General features: G+C 43.8%; 21 protein-coding genes and 1 other RNA gene. 7 read left to right on the top strand and 15 right to left on the bottom strand.

The genetic code is table 11. From position 1 onward, the window contains the following. The first annotated feature begins 51 nt into the window (after window positions 1-51). Both L2096_RS09735 and adk read left to right on the top strand, forming a co-directional pair. Entirely contained in the window at window positions 52-1,368 is a 1,317-nt protein-coding gene (locus L2096_RS09735; RefSeq protein WP_250365314.1) for a DUF445 domain-containing protein, read from the top strand. Window positions 1,369-1,447: 79 nt separating this feature from the next. Then, window positions 1,448-2,107, top strand: coding sequence for an adenylate kinase (gene adk / locus L2096_RS09730; protein WP_004936171.1), 660 nt, complete (start codon window positions 1,448-1,450; stop codon window positions 2,105-2,107). Between the two features lie 288 nt (window positions 2,108-2,395). Here adk and nth read toward each other — a convergent pair whose 3' ends face one another. The 14 genes from nth to L2096_RS09660 all read right to left on the bottom strand — a co-directional run bounded on the left by nth (window position 2,396) and on the right by L2096_RS09660 (window position 15,283). Continuing rightward, window positions 2,396-3,082 carry an endonuclease III gene (gene nth, locus L2096_RS09725; RefSeq protein ID WP_048763648.1) on the bottom strand — a complete coding sequence of 229 codons (687 nt, stop codon included), beginning with the start codon at window positions 3,080-3,082 and terminating at the stop codon, window positions 2,396-2,398. Further along, entirely contained in the window at window positions 3,083-3,880 is a 798-nt protein-coding gene (locus L2096_RS09720; RefSeq protein ID WP_250365313.1) for an RnfABCDGE type electron transport complex subunit B, read from the bottom strand. Window positions 3,881-4,042: 162 nt separating this feature from the next. Next, the gene (locus L2096_RS09715; protein WP_250365312.1) at window positions 4,043-4,807 is read right to left on the bottom strand and encodes an META and DUF4377 domain-containing protein; all 765 of its coding nucleotides are present in this window, start codon (window positions 4,805-4,807) and stop codon (window positions 4,043-4,045) included. 171 nt (window positions 4,808-4,978) lie between these two features. Further along, a complete protein-coding gene (locus tag L2096_RS09710; protein WP_004936181.1) occupies window positions 4,979-5,755 on the bottom strand; it encodes a dioxygenase family protein in 777 nt (258 codons plus the stop codon). Between the two features lie 94 nt (window positions 5,756-5,849). Then, a complete protein-coding gene (rlmH, locus tag L2096_RS09705; protein WP_004936183.1) occupies window positions 5,850-6,329 on the bottom strand; it encodes a 23S rRNA (pseudouridine(1915)-N(3))-methyltransferase RlmH in 480 nt (159 codons plus the stop codon). 316 nt (window positions 6,330-6,645) lie between these two features. Continuing rightward, window positions 6,646-9,072 (bottom strand): endopeptidase La, encoded by a 2,427-nt coding sequence (gene lon / locus L2096_RS09700; RefSeq protein WP_004946209.1) that lies wholly within the window; start codon window positions 9,070-9,072, stop codon window positions 6,646-6,648. 109 nt (window positions 9,073-9,181) lie between these two features. Then, entirely contained in the window at window positions 9,182-9,847 is a 666-nt protein-coding gene (locus tag L2096_RS09695; RefSeq protein WP_119025480.1) for a 5-formyltetrahydrofolate cyclo-ligase, read from the bottom strand. Between the two features lie 164 nt (window positions 9,848-10,011). Continuing rightward, window positions 10,012-11,655: an ArnT family glycosyltransferase gene (locus tag L2096_RS09690; RefSeq protein ID WP_250365311.1), complete on the bottom strand. Its 1,644-nt coding sequence runs from the start codon at window positions 11,653-11,655 to the stop codon at window positions 10,012-10,014. A 5-nt stretch (window positions 11,656-11,660) separates the two neighbouring features. Then, on the bottom strand, window positions 11,661-12,065 hold the full coding sequence (locus tag L2096_RS09685) for a GtrA family protein (protein ID WP_250365310.1): 405 nt from the start codon (window positions 12,063-12,065) through the stop codon (window positions 11,661-11,663). Further along, a complete protein-coding gene (locus L2096_RS09680; RefSeq protein WP_151814972.1) occupies window positions 12,049-13,029 on the bottom strand; it encodes a glycosyltransferase family 2 protein in 981 nt (326 codons plus the stop codon). Before L2096_RS09680 ends, L2096_RS09685 begins: the two co-directional genes overlap by 17 nt. Further along, window positions 13,029-13,823 (bottom strand): ChbG/HpnK family deacetylase, encoded by a 795-nt coding sequence (locus L2096_RS09675; protein ID WP_151795763.1) that lies wholly within the window; start codon window positions 13,821-13,823, stop codon window positions 13,029-13,031. The genes L2096_RS09680 and L2096_RS09675 overlap by 1 nt, the downstream gene beginning before the upstream one ends. A gap of 345 nt (window positions 13,824-14,168) precedes the next feature. Further along, window positions 14,169-14,353, bottom strand: a non-coding RNA gene (gene ssrS / locus L2096_RS09670) — 6S RNA. 100 nt (window positions 14,354-14,453) lie between these two features. Continuing rightward, window positions 14,454-14,738, bottom strand: coding sequence for a cell division protein ZapA (locus tag L2096_RS09665; protein WP_004936208.1), 285 nt, complete (start codon window positions 14,736-14,738; stop codon window positions 14,454-14,456). Further along, window positions 14,735-15,283: a hypothetical protein gene (locus tag L2096_RS09660; protein WP_004936212.1), complete on the bottom strand. Its 549-nt coding sequence runs from the start codon at window positions 15,281-15,283 to the stop codon at window positions 14,735-14,737. Before L2096_RS09660 ends, L2096_RS09665 begins: the two co-directional genes overlap by 4 nt. A 64-nt stretch (window positions 15,284-15,347) precedes the next feature. On the opposite strand from L2096_RS09660, the gene L2096_RS09655 reads away from it, so the two are divergent. The 5 genes from L2096_RS09655 (at window position 15,348) to L2096_RS09635 (ending at window position 20,240) form a co-directional block, all read left to right on the top strand. Continuing rightward, window positions 15,348-15,980, top strand: a complete 633-nt coding sequence (locus L2096_RS09655; RefSeq protein ID WP_250365309.1) for a UPF0149 family protein — start codon at window positions 15,348-15,350, stop codon at window positions 15,978-15,980. Window positions 15,981-16,034: 54 nt separating this feature from the next. Beyond that, window positions 16,035-17,360, top strand: coding sequence for a Xaa-Pro aminopeptidase (pepP, locus tag L2096_RS09650; protein ID WP_250365308.1), 1,326 nt, complete (start codon window positions 16,035-16,037; stop codon window positions 17,358-17,360). Between the two features lie 54 nt (window positions 17,361-17,414). Further along, window positions 17,415-18,590 (top strand): FAD-dependent monooxygenase, encoded by a 1,176-nt coding sequence (locus L2096_RS09645; protein ID WP_250365319.1) that lies wholly within the window; start codon window positions 17,415-17,417, stop codon window positions 18,588-18,590. Continuing rightward, the gene (locus L2096_RS09640; RefSeq protein ID WP_250365307.1) at window positions 18,587-19,819 is read left to right on the top strand and encodes an FAD-dependent monooxygenase; all 1,233 of its coding nucleotides are present in this window, start codon (window positions 18,587-18,589) and stop codon (window positions 19,817-19,819) included. Before L2096_RS09645 ends, L2096_RS09640 begins: the two co-directional genes overlap by 4 nt. Before the next feature lie 172 nt (window positions 19,820-19,991). Next, a complete protein-coding gene (locus L2096_RS09635) occupies window positions 19,992-20,240 on the top strand; it encodes a hypothetical protein (RefSeq protein ID WP_004936225.1) in 249 nt (82 codons plus the stop codon). A gap of 45 nt (window positions 20,241-20,285) precedes the next feature. On the opposite strand, the gene rsmI is transcribed toward L2096_RS09635, so the two are convergent. After that, window positions 20,286-21,131 (bottom strand): 16S rRNA (cytidine(1402)-2'-O)-methyltransferase, encoded by an 846-nt coding sequence (gene rsmI / locus L2096_RS09630; protein ID WP_151791029.1) that lies wholly within the window; start codon window positions 21,129-21,131, stop codon window positions 20,286-20,288. Window positions 21,132-21,133: the final 2 nt, after the last annotated feature.

The raw sequence follows: 21,133 nt of genomic DNA, 5'->3' as shown, positions 1-21,133 counted from the left end.
TCTTCATCATAAATACACCCATCAAGTAATAAAGAAATACGAGAGTAATGGATGTTAGATTTCATCAGTGATTTGTGGCAAACCTTTTTAAATCGACCTGATCATTTGGCGGTGATGAGTATCATCCCGGTGACTGCATTTGTGACATGGGCACATGTGTGGATGGCTTTAAAGATGGTCTTTTATCCAATTAACTTCTGGGGATTTCATCTAGGTCCGTTACCCGTGGGCTGGCAAGGAATTGTGCCACGTAAAGCGGGTCGTATTTCTGGCATCATTACCGACAACACGCTTTCAAAATTGGGTTCGTTGCGTGAGTTTCTAGAGGCCATGGACCCAGAAGATATGGCCAGAATTATTGGTGAGCAAGTCGGCTTTGAACTTGAGCACCTGATTGATGAAGTCATGATTGACCGAAATGCCGTGCTCTGGGAAAACTTACCTTATTCGATTAAACGCAGAATTTATGCTCAAGCGCATAAGCAGTTACCCGGTGTACTCCGAGAATTGGTTACAGAGTTGACTTTAAATGTAGAGTCACTGGTGAATATGCGTGAAATGGTCGTCAGCCAAATGGAAGGCGATCGCCGTTTAATGGTGAGAATGTTTTTAAAAGTAGGTCAGAAGGAAATTAACTTTATCTGGCATATCAGTGCACTAATTGGAATGTTTTTTGGTGTGTTTCAAATGCTGGTCTGGTTTTTGGTGCCATGGCACTGGACAGTGCCTTTCTGGGCGGCTATCTGGGGCTTTCTCACCAACTGGATTGCAATCTGGATGGTGTTTAATCCAATCGAGCCACACTATGTCCGTTATCCACAGTTTTTCCGCTTAACACAAGACCGTAAATTTCCATGGGTGGTGCCAGTCGTGCCGCGGATGGGAACTTATAATGTTCAAGGCGCTTTTATGAAGCGTCAAGAAGAAGTATCGGATGTATTTGCAAGTGTCGTCACTGAAGATCTGATTACCTTGAAGTCGATCATGACTGAAATGATGTATGGCAGTAAAAAAGACAAGACCCGTCGTATAGTTAAACGCCATATCAATGAAATAATGGAAACTCCATTGGTAAGAACCTCACTTCAACTCTCCTTAGGGCCACGCGAATATGCTAAACTCAAGACAGACTTGATTGATCGCTCAATTGAAATTACGATGGTGCCTGTATGCGACCCTGCGTTCAATGCGAGCCGTGCACAAAAAATATTTCAGATGTTTAAAGACCGTATTCGTGAGTTAACTCCAAAAGAGTTTCAAAACCTTCTACGTCCGGCATTCCAAGAGGATGAGTGGATACTGATTGTGCTTGGTGGGGTCACCGGATTTTTTGCAGGTTTAATACATTTGTTTGTCGCTTTCTTATAATTTAGATGCTGGTAGATGTGACACGAGGTGTCATACTCCAGAGCATCGTGATGATTGTTTTTAATGAGGATGCTTTCTTATGCGCATTATTTTACTCGGACCACCTGGAGCAGGTAAAGGTACTCAGGCTCAGTTGATCTGTAAGCGCTATGATATCCCACAAATTTCAACCGGTGATATGCTCCGTGCTGCAATTCGTGAAGGAACTGAACTTGGTCTAAAAGCCAAAAGTGTAATGGAGTCTGGTGGTCTGGTATCAGATGAACTGATCATCGGTTTGGTAAAAGAGCGTATCGCGCAACCTGACTGTTCAAATGGTTGTATTTTTGATGGTTTCCCACGCACTATTCCACAAGCTGAAGCGCTGGAAAAAGAAGGGATCACAATTGATCACGTGATTGAAATTGCGGTACCAGACGAAGAAATCGTAAAACGTCTTTCTGGCCGTCGTCAGCATCCAGCATCTGGTCGTGTTTACCACATCGAATACAATCCACCGAAAGTAGAAGGTAAAGACGATGTAACAGGTGAAGAACTGGTACAGCGTCCAGACGATCTAGAAGAAACCATTCGTAAGCGCCTTGGCTCTTATCACAGCGAAACTGAGCAATTGGTTGGCTTCTATCAAGGTCGTGCGGCATCTGGCGAAAATGCACCAACCTATGACAAGCTTGATGGCTTACGTACAATCGATGTTGTACAAAAAGATCTATTTGCTATTTTAGACAAAACTAAATAATTCGTTTGGTTTTTGCTAATATAAGAGAGTCCTGAGCATTCAGGGCTCTTTTCTTTTTTGAGGATATCTGTTTGCTAAAGATCGCATTAATCTTTTTGGTGGTGATAAGTCTATTGGTTTTGTTGTTTCTGCTCTATCAAAGCCAGAAAATGCTACGTCAAGTGCAAAAACAAGAGCTTGCAGAAAAACGTTTAAATCAGCAAAACAAGCGCAAAATACTGCACCCAAAGCTCAAACAAAAAAAGTGAGTGCATCGCTCATGCAAACACTTTTATTTTTGAAAAAAAATTAAGGTGTTGCTTGGATGGTCACAGCGCGCTCTGCACCATAAGCATAACGCTCTGGCCAGTTACATACATCGGATACTACACATTCTGCGCATTTTGGCTTTCTGGCCACACAGCAATATCGTCCGTGCAAAATTAGCCAGTGATGCGCATCAGTAATAAATTCTTTTGGAATAACTTTAATTAGACGGTGTTCCACCTCAAGCACATTTTTGCCCACAGCTAAGCCTGTGCGGTTTCCTAAACGAAAAATATGTGTATCGACTGCCATGGTGGGCTGCCCAAATGCGGTATTTAACACCACATTTGCGGTTTTGCGTCCCACACCTGGAAGTGCCTCAAGCTCTGCTCGGGTTTGAGGAACCTCACCTTGATGTTTTTCAATTAAGATTTGACAGGTTTTAATCACATTTTCAGCTTTGGCATTATATAAGCCAATGGTTTTTATATAAGTTTTTAAGCCTTCAACACCCAAGGCATAAATTTGTGCGGCAGAATTGGCCACCGGAAACAGTTTGTCTGTGGCTTTGTTTACACTTACATCGGTGGCCTGAGCCGAAAGCATGACCGCAATCAGTAATTCAAATGCATTACTGTAATTTAACTCAGTTTGTGGGTGAGGGCGCTGTGCTCTAAGGCGCTCAAAAAACGTCTGGATCTGTTTTTTGGTCATGTTTTTAACTGGCATTTAATTCCCCTGAAGCAGATTCAGTTGTTGTTGCAATTGCTCAAGTTGCTGCTGTTTCTTTGCATCTGCTCGAACGCTTAATTGCTTTTCCAGTTTTTTAATTTGGGTGCGAAGCTTGGCAAGTTCAATCGTAATAGATGCATCCTGTTTTGTGACTGTTTTAGCTGCAGCTTCAATACGTTCAATTGAAGGCAGTTCATCTATCCACTGCGAAAACTGAGAAAACAATTCGGTGTCAATTTCTGCACGAACAATCGGGCCTTTGCGGTCGATACGGCGGCGTTCTTCACGTTGAATGTGCGCATAATAACGTTGTCGAAGTTGCTGTTGTTCCTGTTCTTGTTGCAAAGCAGTAGGAAGCGGCGCAGTATCTTCAAACAGTTCGATACAATCCACAGGGCATGGTGGAATACAAAGCTCGCATCCTGTACACAGATCCGTCAAAACACTATGCATCAGCTTGCCGCTGCCAATAATCGCATCGACCGGACAGGCACTGATGCACTTGGTACATCCAATGCATTCATCCTCACGAATGATTGCTTTCATACGCTGCGGGCGCCCATCGGACTGAATTGGCCAGACACTTTTTTCTGCAGGCAGTGGCGGGCGGTTGAGTCGAGCTGCAAGAGCATCTGCAACAGGTTGACCGCCCGGAATACATTTATTTGCCGCTTCACCTTCTAAAATGGCCTTTGCATAAGGCAGACATCCATCTCGATGTCCGCACAAACCACATTGAGTTTGCGGCAAAATACGGTCTATTTCGCGTAAAAGTGCAAAAGCGTTATTGGTCATAAGAGAAAAATATTCAGTACAAAAAGGAATGTCAGCTTAAGCCCGGCATTTTAGCACAGAAGTCGCTATATGACCCCGTAATCCAGTAACACTTATTATTCAAAAAAAGGCCTGATCGCAGTGATCAGGCCTTTGAGTGTCTGGATTGAATCATCCGCTGGCTTATTTGGACTTCACCATTTCTTGCTCAACGGTCATGTCATGGATATAGACATATTTAGATTGATCTGCCGCAGGATTTTTTCGTTCATAGCGTTTTACACGAACAATTACGCGTTGATCTGCACGATGTTGAAAGCCCTCGATTTGATCATAAAATAACGACCAGTCTTTATCAACTTGGGTTTTAATCCCTTTATCGTCATATTTAATTTCGCGAACTTGCAGACAAGTTTGCGGTGCAACACCTGTACACGATTTAGTTTCAGGTGCAATTTCCAAGAAAATGATTTCGCCCTGAGACTGATATTTGGTTTCTGGTGTCATGCTGCCTTTAAACTCAAATGTTTGTCCTGCGGCATTGGTTAACATCAGACTTGGCTGTTCAATTGAGCGAGTATCGAGTTTGAAATGAGTGCTTTTGTCGCTAAGAAGGTTAGCTGCAAACTGCTCATTTTTCATCAGTGCTGGCTCGCATGCTTTCATGGTAGAAGCCAGCGCTGAAGTCACGAGTTGCTGGTCGTTAAGCTTCCATGTACCACCTTGGTTGTTACACCCTGTATGAATACTCAAGTTCTGATCGCTAAAACTTAAGATAATCGGCTGTGGCGCACCTTCAGGTTGATACGACCATGTATAAGCAGTTAAGGCTTTAGTGGCATCGACTTTTTTTTCTTGAACAACAGAAACAGGCTGGGTTTGATTCATTGATTGGCAGGCCATAAGTGAAAATGGCAAAAGAGCAAGAATTAAATATTTAATTTTCATGGAACAACATTCTTTCAATTTAAGGCCTAAATCCTAACGAATTTATTGCAGAAAAAAAGACACATCTATTAGGCTTTAAGTGTAATAAATGTATCTATTTTGCAACATAGAAGGCACCTAAACTTACAAAGTTTTAATTTTTGCTTAAGTTTAATGCAAATCTTTAAGTGATTAATCGAAACGGTAAATGTCCATCCCTAAAGATCCCATCGAAAAACTACTGTGAACGATAGAGAAGCGATTCCCTGTACCCATAGCAAAAAACAAGGGTGCAAAATGTTCGATGGTAGGGTGGTTACGCTCGATGTGAGGTAGGTCTGGCCAGTTTAAGATGGCATCATAATCTTGGTGGGTCAGCTTATTCACCACATGATTTCGAAAGCCAGATGCCCATTCTGGAATATTTTGCAGATTGCCTTGCCAGCGCAATTCGGCCAGATTATGAGTGATGCTTCCCGATCCGATCAGTAAAATTTGTTGTTCTCGCAGCGGTGCCAGTGCTTGTCCAACTGCATAAATTTCATCTGAATTGAGTTGCATGGGCAGCGAAATTTCAATGACAGGTATATCTGCCTCTGGATACATATGCAGGAGCGGCATCCAAACCCCATGATCGCGGGGCCGTGTGCTGTTGGCATGTGCGGTCAAATGTGCATCGGCTAAACGCTTTAATATATCTTCTGCCAATTCCGGTGCACCAGGTGCAGGATAATGAATACGATACAACTCAGCCGGAAAGCCACGAAAATCGTGCCATGTTTGGGGGCGGGTTGATGTGCTGACTTCAAGCGACTGACTTTCCCAGTGCGCAGACATCACCACAATTGCTTTCGGTTTTGGCAAGTTAAAACTCAACCGGTGCAGGGCAGGCCCCACTTGTTCGGGGTCGACTGCCAGCATAGGAGAGCCATGGGAGATAAACAAGCCAGGGAGTGTTTGTGGACTCATATGATGCTGTACCTAGTAGACAAGTCTGCTGCACATTTTGCTGTACAGCAAAAGATTCATTTGAACGACTTATCGGGGCATACACTTAACTGCATTAAGCCCGATGATAAGGATGATTGTGGTTAATGCTCATGGCTCTGTATAGCTGTTCGATCAGCAATACACGCACCAGTGGATGTGGCATGGTGAGCTTAGACAAAGACCAGTGCCATGCAGCAGCCTGACGAACCTGATCGGAAAGACCATCAGGCCCGCCAATCGCCAATGCAATATCCTGTCCGTCTTGCATCCAGCCCTTCATGGTCAGGGCGAGTTTTTCTGTGCTTAACTCACGGCCGCCGACTTCAAGTGCAATCAGCACTTCACCTGGTTTTAGGGCGTTTAAAATACTTTCACCTTCGAGTTGACAGTATTTTAAAATATCGGCCTGCGAGTCATTTTTACCCCGTTTTGCCATAGGCAGTTCAATCACTTGTGTTTGAACAAACGGTTGGATGCGTTTGAAATAATCTTCAAAACCCGTGAGTACCCATGCTGGCATTTTTTGACCAATGGTGAGAAGACGGATTTTCATTACAATACTCACAGGTGAAATCATCGGTATCAGTATAACGATAAAGCCCCGAATGATCATGCCTCGCCGTGCAGATCGTATTCAAATGTTTAGCCACTAAACAACACGAAGAAATTCAGGTAAAAAAACGCAGCCCAAAAGCGTGAAGGACTGCGGTTAAAAGGGCCACCTGTCTGGAGAATCAGATGACCACACTGGAAAAATGAAACAATCATAATAAGTACCCTTAAGATTATTATGGGTATTATTGGTTAATTTTCAACCTATATAATGTAAAAAAGAGAGCCGAAGCTCTCTTTTTTATAACCAACTGGAATTAGTGACGTGCTGCTTTTGATTCTTCAACAGGCTTCACAATAGGTGCTTTTACCAAAGGTTTAGGCTGTTCTGTCAAAGCTAAAGGTAAGATTTCATCAATGCTTTTCACTGCTTTGATTTCTAAACCTTCTTTAACATTGTCTGGTATTTCAGCCAAATCACGCACGTTATCTTGTGGAATAAAGACCAACTTGATACCACCACGGTGGGCAGCCAACAGTTTTTCTTTCAAACCACCAATACGCAGTGCATTCCCACGTAGAGATGTTTCACCTGTCATGGCAATGTCGGCACGGATCGGAATACCAGTAAATGCCGATACAAGTGCGGTAGTCAGTGCCAAACCAGCAGACGGACCGTCTTTTGGTGTAGCGCCTTCAGGCAAATGCACGTGAACATCGGTTTCTTCAAAGCGAGAGGCTTCAATACCCAATTCGTCTGCACGTGTTCTCACTACCGTCATGGCCGCAGTAATCGACTCTTTCATCACATCACCAAGCGAACCTGTTGTAATGAATTTCCCTTTACCTTTGACGGCTGCAACTTCAATGGTGAGTAACTCGCCACCGACTGATGTCCATGCCAAGCCGTTTACACGACCGACCTGAGCCTCTTCTTCTGCAATACCAAAGTCAAACTTGTGTGGACCAAGATATTCTGGAAGCGTTTCTTGAGTCACATCGATATGCAGATTTTTACTCTTTTTGCTGACCGCTTCTTTAACCACTTTACGTGCAATCTTAGACACTTCACGCTCAAGGCTACGCACACCTGCTTCACGTGTGTAGCGTCGTACAATGTCACGAATCGCTTCTTCATGAACAGTCAATTCACTGCTACGTAAACCGTTATCTTTGATCGCTTTAGGAACCAAGTAACGGTCAGCAATATTAACTTTCTCTTCTTCGGTGTAGCCCGGAAGACGAATCACTTCCATACGGTCTAACAACGCTTCTGGAATGTTCATGCTGTTTGCAGTACAGATAAACATCACTTCAGACAGGTCAAGGTCAAGATCAAGATAATGATCGTTGAACTTATTGTTCTGTGATGGGTCAAGTACTTCTAACATGGCAGATGCAGGGTCACCACGATAGTCTTGCGCCATCTTGTCGATTTCATCGAGCAAGAACAATGGATTTTTTACACCCACTTTGGTTAGAGACTGCACGATTTTACCTGGCATCGCACCGATGTAGGTACGACGATGCCCGCGAATCTCGGCTTCGTCACGTACACCACCAAGTGCCATACGCACAAACTCACGACCTGTGGCTTTTGCGATCGATTCACCCAGTGAGGTTTTACCCACACCTGGAGGGCCGACCAAGCACAAAATCGGGCCACGTAACTTTTTCACACGCGATTGAACAGCAAGATATTCGACAATACGGTCTTTGACATCATCAAGACCATAGTGATCTGCATCTAGAATTTCCTGCGCTTTTTTCAGGTTAATGCTGACTTTGCTTGCAGTATTCCAAGGCGTATCTAGAATCACTTCAAGATAATTACGCACTACCGCTGCTTCACTTGAAGCTGGCTGCATTGCTTTTAGTTTACGAAACTCGGCTTCTGCTTTTTTGCGCACATGTTCAGGCAAATCTGCTTCAGCAAGACGTTTTTCAATTTCTGCAACATCGTCTTCTGCGCCGCCGTTCATATCGGAAAGCTCGCGTTGAATCACTTTCATTTTTTCATTGAGAAAGTATTCGCGCTGATTCTTTTCCATTTGGCGTTTGACGCTGTCATGCAAGGTCTGCTCAATTTGCTGCTCGGCAGATTGTTGTACCAAGTAGCTGGTCAGCTCTTGCAAGTGTGCTTCAAATTCGTTGTGCTCGAGAAACTTTTGCTTTACATCAATGTTTAATGGCACGCGTGTGGCCACAAAAAACATCAGTTGCAGCAAATCTTCAATTTTATTTGCTGCCGCAACAAGTTCACGTGCATTACGCAGTTTTGCTTCAGCATATTGAGCAAACAAAGTACGTAATTCCTGCAAACGCGTTTCTTGAGTCGCGGAATCGCTATCAACCGTCATTGGGCTCAATTGATGTTCAGCAGTCAAATAACTGTCTTCATCAATAATTTTTGTGAGTTTTGAACGGTATAAACCTTCAATCAAAACCTTGATACAGTTTTCATCATTTTCGTGATTCACAACTTGCACAATCTTCGCGACGGTACCGTATTGATAAAGGTTGTCGTGATCAATTTCTTCTGTGAGAGAATCCTTTTGTGCAACTACAAATACTAAATTGTCACTGTTACGAGCCACATCAACTGCATTGATCGATTTTTCACGACCTACAAATAGCGCAATTTGCATGTGTGGATACACCACCACATCACGTAGTGCTAAGAGCGGTAATACACTTGGAACCTGAGGCTCTAAGGTTTCTACATTCATAATATTTTCAGACATGGGCACTCCTAATGAGTGACAACGAGGTTGCCATGTTTTTATAGTGATGGGTATTTTAAAAATTACAAGGGCATGACAATCGAAAATGTCAAAAAATTGAGCAAATCGCTCAGATTTTTTTTATCAAGCTGATAGTTTTTTTGAATGGGCGTTTGAAAATATAGCATTTTTTGGGTGTAACCAGTGCATCAAGTGATTGATCCCACGGGGCACGTTGAATATTTTGAGCAATATACTGAAACTCATGTGCCAGTCCGAGACGGATTGGACGCTTCGGTGCGATGGATAATGTTTTATCGTAAAACCCGCCACCCATGCCCACGCGTGAGCCTGTAGTGTCACAAATCACCAGTGGCATTATCACCAGATCAAGCTTGGAGATCGGTTGCCCGCGTGTCGCCATAGGTTCGTACATACCTAAACGATGCTTTGTAAAACGATGGTTTTGGTATTGATGCTTAGAAATTTCAACCCAAACCAGTCGCTGATTCATGGCGCAGACTTTAGGTAGAAACACCTTAATGTTTCGCTTGAAACACTCTTGAATCAGCACTTGTGTCCGAATTTCTCCAAAGGCATCTAGGTAAATGCCTGCACGCATAATAGACTGACGAGTTCGATCAAGAAAAAAACGAAACTGAGCCAGTACGCGTTGCGCTGCACGTTGCTGTGCAAAGCGTGAACTTTGCCGACGCTGTTTGGCAATGTGTCGGCGTAGTTGCTGTAGTGCTGAACCGGAAAGTGGTGCTGTAGCGTGAGGCACAACTGATGTCATTGGATGTATCCCGAGCTTAGGTTTTGATCAGCTTGTCATGCCATATAATTGCTTATAGCTTAGCGGGCTCTTACATAAAATTAAAGTACGTTAAAACTGGATCTGCCACTGATTGAACAGACCCGTGTATTTATTCATTTTGATCAAGCGTGTCTTTAGTTATGTCATTCATTAAAAATCAGCACATCAAAATTTCGATTATGAATAACCTGTTTGGCTTGTTGTTCAAGTGAATTGTCATGCGATGAGCTAATCACAATCATCGGCGCTTTACGGTCAATTGCGCCATTTAATTGCGCTCTAGTCCATAAGTAAGCCCGACGTTCTGGTTCAAATTGCAAACCATCCGAGAGTTCCTGTGCGTAATTATCCGATACATTATTTTGCCAGTCAGTGACCACATACACAGGCTGTTTCAAGTCGAGTAAGAAAGGCAGGTCGTAGTAGTAACGATCGTAAAATACCACTTTGGTATTGGGATGAATGTACGCCGTGAAATTGATTTGATCGTGATTATTTTTAATATCAAAAATGCGTGTGGCGAAAGGCACCACACTACACAGCACAATCAGGCAGGCAGCCACATAATGTGCATATTCGAGTTTATGCCGATGGAGTAGCTGTAAAAATAACAGTGGAGAATACACCAGCAGTGCTGCCATTAAGGTAATTTGCCACTTTTGTACACTCGATAAATTAAAATCCAGTGGAATGAAGTACAACGTAGCGGCCAGAACAAATCCCAGCAAACAAACAAAAGCTGCTGGCGCGTATTTTTGCATGCGGGTCAGTTGTTGAGTATTCAGAGTTGATTTCTCAAAAGCTACTGCACACAAGATAATCAGTGGAGTGAGTGCCGGTAAAATATAGCCTGCAAGTTTTGACGGTGGAATAGAAAAAAAGATGACAACAGACACCAACCACCAGATCAGTAATTGCCCAACCGGGTTTAATCGCTGTTGGTGCAGCATGGTGCGAAGGCCTGTCCATCTTAAGGTGAGTAACCATGGCAATAGGCTCACCAGTAAAATGACCAAGTAAAAAAACCACGATTGCTTGTTGTTGAACTGATTAGAATGGAAACGGTTAAATTGTTGATCGATAAAAAAGTAATGCAAAAAATCTGGATAAATTTGCTGCATTTGATACAGCCACGGTAGGGTAAGTGCCGCCAGAAACAACAAAGCAAAAGGATTAAAAAACGCCGGGATACGCTTATATTGCCGGGTGTAAAGCAGCCATGGAAGCAGAATCATTCCGGGAATTAAAATGCCGATCAGCCCTTTGGTTAAAAAGGCAGAGGCGGCAAAAAAGTACCCCAAGAACAGCATGGCTTTTCGATTGCACAAACTAAAATCGACCAGACAAAACACCGATAAGGTGATGCCTGTTGCCAGCAGTAAATCATGATTAACGTATTGACTGCTCCCAAAGAAAAGCAAATTGGTTGCCATCATCAAGATGCTCAGTTCGGCAATTTTTTGAGAGAGATATTTACGAACAAACAGGTAGGTTCCAATCAAAAGCAAGCTTGCCGCCAGTACAGGAACCAAGCGCACCACCCAGACATGCACACCAAAAATATGCATCGCAATACTGCTCAACCAGTGCAGCATAGGGGGTTTGTGAATAAAGGGCAGACCATCCAAACGTGGAACAAGCCAGTCGCCAGACTCAAACATATGGCGGCTGATATCTGCATAACGGCCTTCATCGGGAATTGATAAAAAGCGGACCGTGGCGCATACAAATAGCCAAACAGAAATTAAACCGAGCTTGATCGGTGAGGTACCTAACCATGACGGCATACAGGCTATCCTTCTGGCTGAAAGGCAAAAATTCGATTCAATAAAAAAGTAAAGACTGAGCTAAAACCAATTGCTGTCAATACACTGAAAGCGGTGGGCAAGTGAAAGGTTTCTTTCAGACTAAGTACCAGTGCTTCATTCAATAAAAATCCGCTACAGGCGACCATCAAGAAACGAAACATCATTTGGCGATGCTGGGCATTTGAAGTCGCAAAGGTAAAATAGCGATGTCCAAAATAACTCATCCAAAAAGCCACGCCAAAGCCAGCCAAATTCGACCAAGCAATCGCAAGCCGTGTCTTTTCAAGTATGATCACGACTGTCACATGAATGGCGGCAGCACACAGCCCAATGAGGCAAAAACGAATAAACTGCGCACTGATATGTTGATTTTTAGGGTTCAGATGCATGCGGTTTAATTTCGGGTAACGTGTGGGGATGCTTAAATTGCGAGAATTCGCCAGACACAATATAGCGTGGGCGGTTTTTAACTTCGGCATAAATACGGGCGATGTATTCGCCTACAATTCCCAAAAATAACAGCTGAATGCCACCAAGTAAGGTGAGTGCAATGACCAATGTTGCCCAGCCTGGTACACGAACGCCTTCGACCAGTGTTTCAATCAGAATCCATCCACCATAACTCATGGCAATGAGTGCCATTAAAGCCCCTAAATAAATACTCAAACGAAGGGGAAGATCTGAAAACCCGGTCAAACCAGACATGGCAAGACGAAATAATGACTTGGCATTGAATGTTGACGTGCCATGCTGACGTTCTTGTTCTGAAAAATGAATACCAATACTTTTAAATCCAACCCAAGCATACAAGCCTTTCATATAACGATTTCTTTCTGGTAAGCGGCGAATGGCATCGACGACCTTGGCGTCCATCAATCGAAAGTCACCTGCATTTTCAGGAATATCGATTGGAGAGCTAAGATTTAAAACTTTATAGTATTGATTGGTTAGTATGCGTTTTAACCAAGACTCACTGCTTCGATTGCGAATGCCGTACACCATATCGTAGCCATTCTTCCAAAGATTAATCATGGTCGGAATGGCATCTAGAGGATGCTGAAAATCGGCATCGATCAGTAAAGTAATTTCACCAGTCACCCGATCTAAGCCTGCACTCAATGCGGCTTCTTTACCAAAATTGCGCGACAGTTCGAGTACAATCAGTGGATAATGATCCACCATAGATTGTAAGACGTGAAGCGTATCGTCTTGACTGCCGTCATCGACCACAATAATTTCATAATGCAATTGTTGCTGATCCAGCGATTTTGCCAGCGCAGGAATAAATGTTTTTAGGTTCTCTGCTTCGTTATAAGCCGGAACAACACAAGACAAAAAAGGAGAAGTGTGCATTAGATTGCTCCTAATGGACCAAGCTGGATATGGTGATGTCGGCAGTCTTGCTGAAATTGTGCTGAGTCGAAGTATTCAAACTCGCGTACACGTGCAGCATGAATCGGGTCATGACTAGACTGGCTGTGGGAAAGTGCAGGGTGACACATGATTAACAGTTGATCTTGCGCTTGAGCAAGCCACTGCTGGTTCAAAAGCGCATAAGATTGGGCATCAAAACTATAAATACCAGCAAAGGTAGAATTTTGGTGAATATTGTAATGCTGACACATCTCGCTAAAACGTGTAGCACCGAGTAATTTGAGTAGCGTGACTTTGATTCGCGTATTTGGCGTTAAAACAGGGTGGCGCAGACTGCGTACCCAGCCTTTAAATTGCTGTTGATTGAGAAATTTAAATAAAGCTTCACGAATAATGGGAAACTGATGTACATGCTGGTGCCCATCGACAAAATCAGGCATTCGACCTGTCGCAGAGCAAAATAATTCCCACTGACGAGCAATGCTGTCGCGAACTTTAGTTTGTGAAAGCTGGCCGGTCCATGCGCCGAGCATGAGTTTCGGTAATCGCTCGGTATAATCCTGAACGCCAAAGTCTTGGGTAAAATTTAGATGTAATCCAATTTCGGCAGTTGTATCAAGACTTGTTAATACTTTGGCATCTTGAAACCAAGAGGGTGATTGAGTCATGCATGAGGTGGCATGAATGCGCTCTTTTTCAAGCAACGATAGAATCGCCGATGAAATTTCGGGACGCATAGAAAAATCGTCGGCACAGTAACACACTTTAGCCATTGCTTCGTCTCATCTTAACGGTCAAACATGTGCAGCAGGGTTACCTGACATGTTTTGTATAATGATGACTATCGAGGCAAAGACTTAAGCCTAAATTAAGTGCAAAAAATTGAATCTTTATAGAATCTAATGAGAAGTGTTATTTAATTTGATATTAAAGCTGAAATTAATATTTACTTGTTAAGCGAGCATGTCGCGCTCAATTGAGGAATGATTTAAGGGGATATTGACTACATACAAAAGGGAAAGGGTTATCGGCTGTGTTTGGGTATTGCTGCGATGATAAAGAAAAATAATAAAGAGGAATTAAACGTAAAAAAATTATAATTAAATGATTTAAAAATAAATGCCTCCGAAGATGCCGCTGCCTGTCATTACCCTTGAACCCTTAAGTTCAAGGTGGAAGCGACGCATACTTGCTGGGTTTCCTACTCGCGGTAGGCATACACTCTAAATATGCAGAACGCTATCCTAAAGTGATAGTATCGGCTCAGGGGATTCTGACGCGCTGGCGAGCATCCCAGAGACAGATTCAGTATAACCGATCTGAACTCAATGGCAATTCCCTTGCCACAGTGTTATGTAAACTTAGTTTTCAAGTGGTGAACGTTTGCGCGAAATTGCACAGTTCTATAGGCTTTTTTCTACATCCTGTAAAATTGCGTCTAACAATCGCTCGCAATGTTCATACTCTTGCAATGATTTATTGAGGCTGAGTACTTCTTGGGTCAATTGAAGCGCGACCATAATGACCAGCTTGTTGTGTTCAACGCGCGGCGCACTGCGGCGCATTTCATTAAAACGCTCATTCAGTACTTCAGCAGCACGTTCAAGCTCATCACGTTTTTCAACTGTGGTATTCAGACGAAAAATTTGTTCGATTAAACGTAGTTCGACGACCACTTGATCGCTCATGGATGAATCTCCTCAGTAGGGTCGGCGAGTTGCTGGATTTCCTGAGCATGTTGATCTTGTGCCGTACCCAAAATTGCAAGTCGCTGAATAATCGCTTCAACCTTTGATTTGGCCAATTCATTTTTTTTCAGCAACCGATCACGATCTTGTTGTAACTCTTGAATCTCTTGCTGGGTTTGGCGCTGATGTGCTTGTAACTTTTCTTTTGTAACACGTAAGTCGTTGCGCTCTGCCAAAATTTCCTGAAAACGATTTTTCAGATCTGTACAACTTTTTTCCAAACGGCTGTAGCGGTCTGCAAGTGCCGTGGCATCTGTGTTAAGTTGCTTAAACTGGCCTTGAAGTTGGGAAAGCTGATCATTTAAGGTCTCAATTTCCTCTTGCTTGGCCGTAATGATGCTATTTTTTTGCACGATTTGACTATGATGTTGGGCTTCAGTTTCATCTTTCGTCTTTACGAGCGCTTCGTTGTCACGCTCTAAATGAAGTAAACGCGTTTTTAAAACGCCAACATGCGCTTGAAGTCGCTGTAATTGTTCTAACATAACATAGTCGCACAGAATTGCAATCAAAGGTAATATATACGAAGTATAGAGATTGGATAAGCGAATGCAAGACGATATTTCAGGTTGGAACGAGTGGAACCAAAATTTTGAAGGAATTAAGGAAATTTCAAGCCCTAGTGAGTTACATGGCTTGCTTACAGGTATAGTTTGTGTGACAGAAGCACCGACCAGAGATGAATGGTTACAAATTTTAGCAACGCTAAATGTACCGACTTTAAACGATCAGGCGCTGTCTGTGCTGTCCGATGAAGCTGAAGACGTTGCGCATGCGCTCGCCGAAGATGAGCTGGACTATTTACCTATGCTTCCAGATTCAGAGCATCTTTTGCAAGAGCGAGTACAGGCACTTGCAGATTGGTGTGCTGGCGTGGTACTCGGCTTTGGTTTGGCTTCCGGACACATCCGTTCAGATGAAGTTGAATTGATTGAGCATCTCCAAGATGTTGCAGCAGTCGAATTTGACGAATCAGACAACGATGAAGAAGGCGAAATGGGTTACGAAGAACTGTATGAGTTCGTTCGTTTGATTCCGGTCAGCTTATCGATTGGCCGTAAAAAAATCCCTGTTTCAGAAAGCTCATTGATTAAAAGTTTTCAGTCAAAGTTGAAAAATACATCTGAATCTGATGAAAATCAGAGTATTGTTGAAATGTTTACACCACATCGTCCAAGCTAATGCTTGGGCGCTGCCTTACCATTTAGACATTATCCATATAGATTATAAGAGCACATGAAACTGACCCAAGCAGATTTTGAACGTCGTCGAGACCGCCTCGCTGAGCAGATGGGGCCAAACAGTATTGCAATTATTGAAACCAGTCTAGTGGCGTATCGAAATCGTGATGCGGATTATAAGTTTCGTGCAGATAGTAGTTTCTTTTATTTAACTGGATTTGCCGAGCCTGAAGCTGTAGCAGTGATTGAAACAGGTGAAAGTACAGCAGATTACACCTATAGCCTGTTTTGTCGTGAACGTAATCGTGAGCTTGAAATCTGGAATGGTTATCGTGCAGGTGTCGATGGTGCGGTTGAAGATTATGAAGCAGACGAAGCCTTTGCGATTGATTTGCTTGACGAAGAAATCATCGAGAAGTTATTCAATAAGGGCGCCATTTATTATCGAATCGGGCATCGAGCTGAATTTGATGCGCGCGTAAGTCAATGGATTAAACAGGCTCAAGATCAAGACAAACGCGGCGACGGTGCGCCGTCTCAAGTGCTTCAACTCGATCGCCTCTTAGATGAAATGCGACTGTTTAAGTCAGAAGAAGAAATTCAATTGATGCAAATCGCATCGGCCATCAGTGCACAAGCGCATACTCGTGCCATGCAAAAGGTTCATCCGGGTATGATGGAGTATGCACTTGAAGCTGAATTGAACTATGTATTTAATCAAAATGGCTGCGTTCCGTCTTACAACAGCATTGTTGGTGGTGGAGCCAACGCCTGTATCTTGCACTATGTTGAAAACAATCAGCCGCTCAATGATGGTGATTTGGTGCTGATCGATGCAGCATGTGAATACCAGTGCTACGCATCTGATATTACGCGTACTTTTCCAGTCAATGGTCGTTTTAGTCCAGAGCAACGCGCGCTCTATCAAATCGTGCTAGACGCACAGTATGCCGCGATCGATCAGGTGCGAGTCGGACGGTCGTATCGTGATCCACATGAGGCCGCAGTGCGTATCATCACACAAGGGTTACTTCAACTTGGACTGATGCGCGGCGCAATCGATGAACTCATCGAAAAAGAAGCCTACCGTCAATTTTACATGCATGGCACCGGACATTGGTTGGGGATGGATGTGCATGATGTAGGTGCCTACAAAGTGACTGGCAAATGGCGAAGTTATGCGCCAGGTATGGTGGTCACGGTTGAGCCGGGTATTTATATTGCGCCAGATGATGAAACGGTGGATGAAAAATGGCGCGGTATCGGCATTCGAATTGAAGATGATGTCGTGGTGACCGAAGATGGCCCACTAATTCTGACGCAAAATGTGGTTAAAGAAATCGATGCAATTGAAACACTTATGGCTCAAGCGAAACGATAAAAATCGAGTAAAGGAGAAATCGCAGTGCAACATGTGATTATTGTCGGTGGTGGAATGGTGGGATTGAGCCTCGCGCTCATGCTGGCAAAACAAAATATTGCAGTAAAATTGCTTGAAGCCATTCAGTATCCAGATTACGACGACGAAAATCTGGCTCCCTATCACTCAAGTTTCGATGCACGAAACACGGCACTATCACGCCGAAGTGTACAAATTTATCAAAAGTTGCAACTGTGGGATGCGCTACAGCAACACGCAACGCCTATTTTACAGGTTCATATTACCGAAGAAGGCAGTTTTGGCAAAGCAAGACTGGTGGCCTCACAAGAAAAAGTCGAAAGCTTTGGACAGGTCATTGAAAACGCATGGTTGGGGCGTGTACTACTTACACAGGTACGCCAGCATGAACTCATTGAGCTGATTGATGGCGTCAAAGTAACGTCATTAAAACAAGATCAGGACTTTGTCTATTTAAATGCCGAGCGTGAACACGAGCAGCTTGAGTTACAAGCAAAACTGGTCATTGCCGCCGATGGTCGTGATTCATTTTGTCGTCAGGCTTTAGGCGTGGGTGCCGATGTTCGAGATTATGATCAAGTGGCGATTGTGACCACGGTACAAACCTCCAAACCACACGAGCAGATCGGATTTGAGCGCTTTAGTGCGTTGGGTCCACTGGCATTATTGCCTTTGCCCGGCGAGTCGCGACGCTCTGTGGTCTGGCCTGTAAAAAAAGGCACCGAAGACGAATGGTTAGGTGAGCACAACGATCAGCATTTTCTAAATGCTTTACAAAAAACCTATGGGGATCGGGCAGGAACTTTTGAAAAAACTGGACGACGTTTTAGTTACCCGCTGTCACAAGTATTGGCGCATAAGCAGGCTGTAGGTCGTGTGGTACTTATGGGTAACGCTGCGCATACGATTCATCCGGTCGCTGGGCAGGGCTTTAACCTATGCCTACGAGATGCTGACGTATTGGTGCGCCATCTGCTACAGCAATTGAGTAAGTCTGACGATATCGGTGAGCCAGAAAATCTGCTGGCTTATGAACAAGCCCGATTAAAAGATCAGCAACGCGTGATTAAATTCTGTGATTCGGTGGTACGTGGCTTTAGTAACCAAAATCCGGTACTCAAATTATTGCGAAATACCGGGCTGGTGGCTTTTGATGTTATTCCGGGCATTAAGCCATTAGTTGCCAATTACGCAATGGGGTTAAAAGCATGACACAAATGCACGATGTTGTGATCGTCGGCGGTGGGCTGGTAGGCGGACTGACAGCGCTATTGTTGGCTCAAGGCGGCGTTCGTGTCACCGTCCTCGATGCTGCTCCTGTACTTTCACGTGAACACATTGAGCGTGAAGTAAATCCACGAGTATTGGCTTTGAGTCAGGCCACCATTCATTTGTTAGAGACCGTTGGAGTCTGGAGTGCTATTTCACGTCATATGCCGTATTCGGGCATGCAGGTGTGGAATAAAAATGGCTACGGTGAAATTCAATTCGGACATGCGAGCGAGCAGACACCACATCTGGATCAGGCATTGGGTTCGATGGTGGAACCGAGTATTGTTAATTTTGCAATCCAGCAAAAAATGCGTAAAGTGATTGCAGATTATCGGACGCAGATTCGTGTCAAGCGCATCGAATCTGTACAGTCGGGCTGGCAGCTTGAGCTTGAAGATGGTTCAGTTTTGCAGACTCGTTTGCTGATTGGTGCAGACGGTCCAAATTCGTTTGTGCGTAACCAAGCCATGATTGATCTGGATGTGCTGGATTATCGTCAGGCCGCAATTAGCTGTGCCGTGAAGACAGCGCAGCCACATCAGCATGTGGCTCGCCAGCTCTTTTTGCCGACCGGGCCATTGGCATTCTTGCCGATGGCCAGTATCGAGTCAAATGAAAAGGGATTTTGGCAGTCGATTGTGTGGACATTGCCAGAAGATTATGCCGAGGAATATGCTGCATTAGGCGATCAGGCATTTGCGGATTTACTTAAACAAGAAAGTCAGCATATGTTGGGTCAAGTGCATGAGGTACGTTCGCGTGCAACGTTCCCGCTGATCGCCCGTGCTGCAAAACAATACATCAAACCAGGATTGGCTTTGGTTGGAGATGCAGCGCATGTGATTCATCCTCTGGCTGGTCAGGGCGTCAATATCGGTTGTTTAGATGCAGCACTACTCTGTGATGTGCTGCTACATGACCGGGCGCGTGGTGTATGGGCACATGAACAAACCTTGCGACGTTATGAACATGCGCGTAAAGGGCAAAACGATGCCATGATGCATGGTATGTCTGTGATTGGCTGGCTGGAATCCCAAACGCTATTTCCAGTGATTGCAGCGCGTAACGCGGGCTTAAAATTTGTTGATGAGCATGAAAATCTAAAAAATGCTTTCCTACAGCAGGCCACAGGATTGAGTTTACTCGCCAAAACCCGTTATGCACATTAGGACTTAAACGGTAATTTTTAATCAGTCATTGATCAATGATTACAAATTAGTTTAAAAAAATACGAAATTGGTGTAAAAGCCTCTTTGCGAATACGCAAGAGATTGTTAAATTTCTTCGTAATTTATGAGTAACGTTCATGATGTATGAATCGGTCATTGAGGGGAGAAAAAAATGACGGATATGAATGAATACGATGAATCAGAAGATGCGGCAGTCGATGAAGATGAAGCCAAAGCTGCTGAACATGGTGCCAACGATGAAGAATCAAGCGGAAACGATGCAGATCTTGCAGAAGCTGAAACGCTGACAGTGACAGCCAAGCAAAAGCAAAGACAAGCGCTTGAAGATGAAATTGCGGCATTTCTAGCAAAAGGCGGAAGTATTACCCAAGTTCCGCCAGATGAAGACGCCCGAGATTAATCTGAATCCATAAAAAAAGCATCAATCATGATGCTTTTTTTATGCTTAATTGAGATCGGTCTGGGTCAGTTCTAAAGCGCGTTGATAGGCAATTTTTTTCTTGATGCCGGTCAGGTCGGCGGCAAGCTGAGAGGCAGCCTTCACAGAAAGATCCTCTAAAAGACGCGTCAGTAACTGATCCAGTTTTTCTTGCTCCATGTCTTTTTCAACTGGATTACCGCCTACAATCAGTACAATTTCACCTTTTTGCTGATTATGATCATGCTCTACAAAGCTGACCAACTCACCTAAACTCATTTTTTTTATGGTTTCAAATGTTTTGGTGATTTCACGTGCGAATCCGACAGGTCGCTCGGCACCAAAAACCTGCATCATATCTTTGACACAATCTAGAATACGATGCGGTGCTTCATAAAAAATCAGGGTTTGTGTTTCATCTTTTAGCTTTTCAAGCTGAAGCATGCGCTGAGAAGATTTAGACGGTAAAAAACCCTCAAAACTAAAGCGATCACTCGGTAGTCCGACAGCACTCAGGGCTGCAACGGCTGCACAGGCACCCGGCACGGGTACTACGCGAATCTTGTGCTCTTGAGCAGCACGAACCAGTTTAAAACCTGGGTCACTAATGAGCGGGGTACCTGCATCACTGATCAGGGCAATATTTTCACCCGCTTTTAAACGTTGAATCAGTTCATTAATTTTATGATTTTCATTGTGATCGTGGCATGCTGTCAATGGAGTTGTTATATTATAATGCTTAAATAACTGAGCAGACTGACGCGTATCTTCTGCGGCAACCAAACTGACCGATTTTAAAGTTTCGATGGCGCGATACGTCATGTCATCTAAGTGCCCAATTGGGGTCGCTACAACAAATAACTGAGCACTCATAA

Source organism: Acinetobacter sp. ACZLY 512 (assembly GCF_023614015.1).
Classification (GTDB): Bacteria; Pseudomonadota; Gammaproteobacteria; order Pseudomonadales; family Moraxellaceae; genus Acinetobacter; species Acinetobacter soli.
The sequence above is the reverse complement of the archived record's forward strand: the minus strand, read 5'-3'. Positions and strand labels throughout refer to the sequence as shown.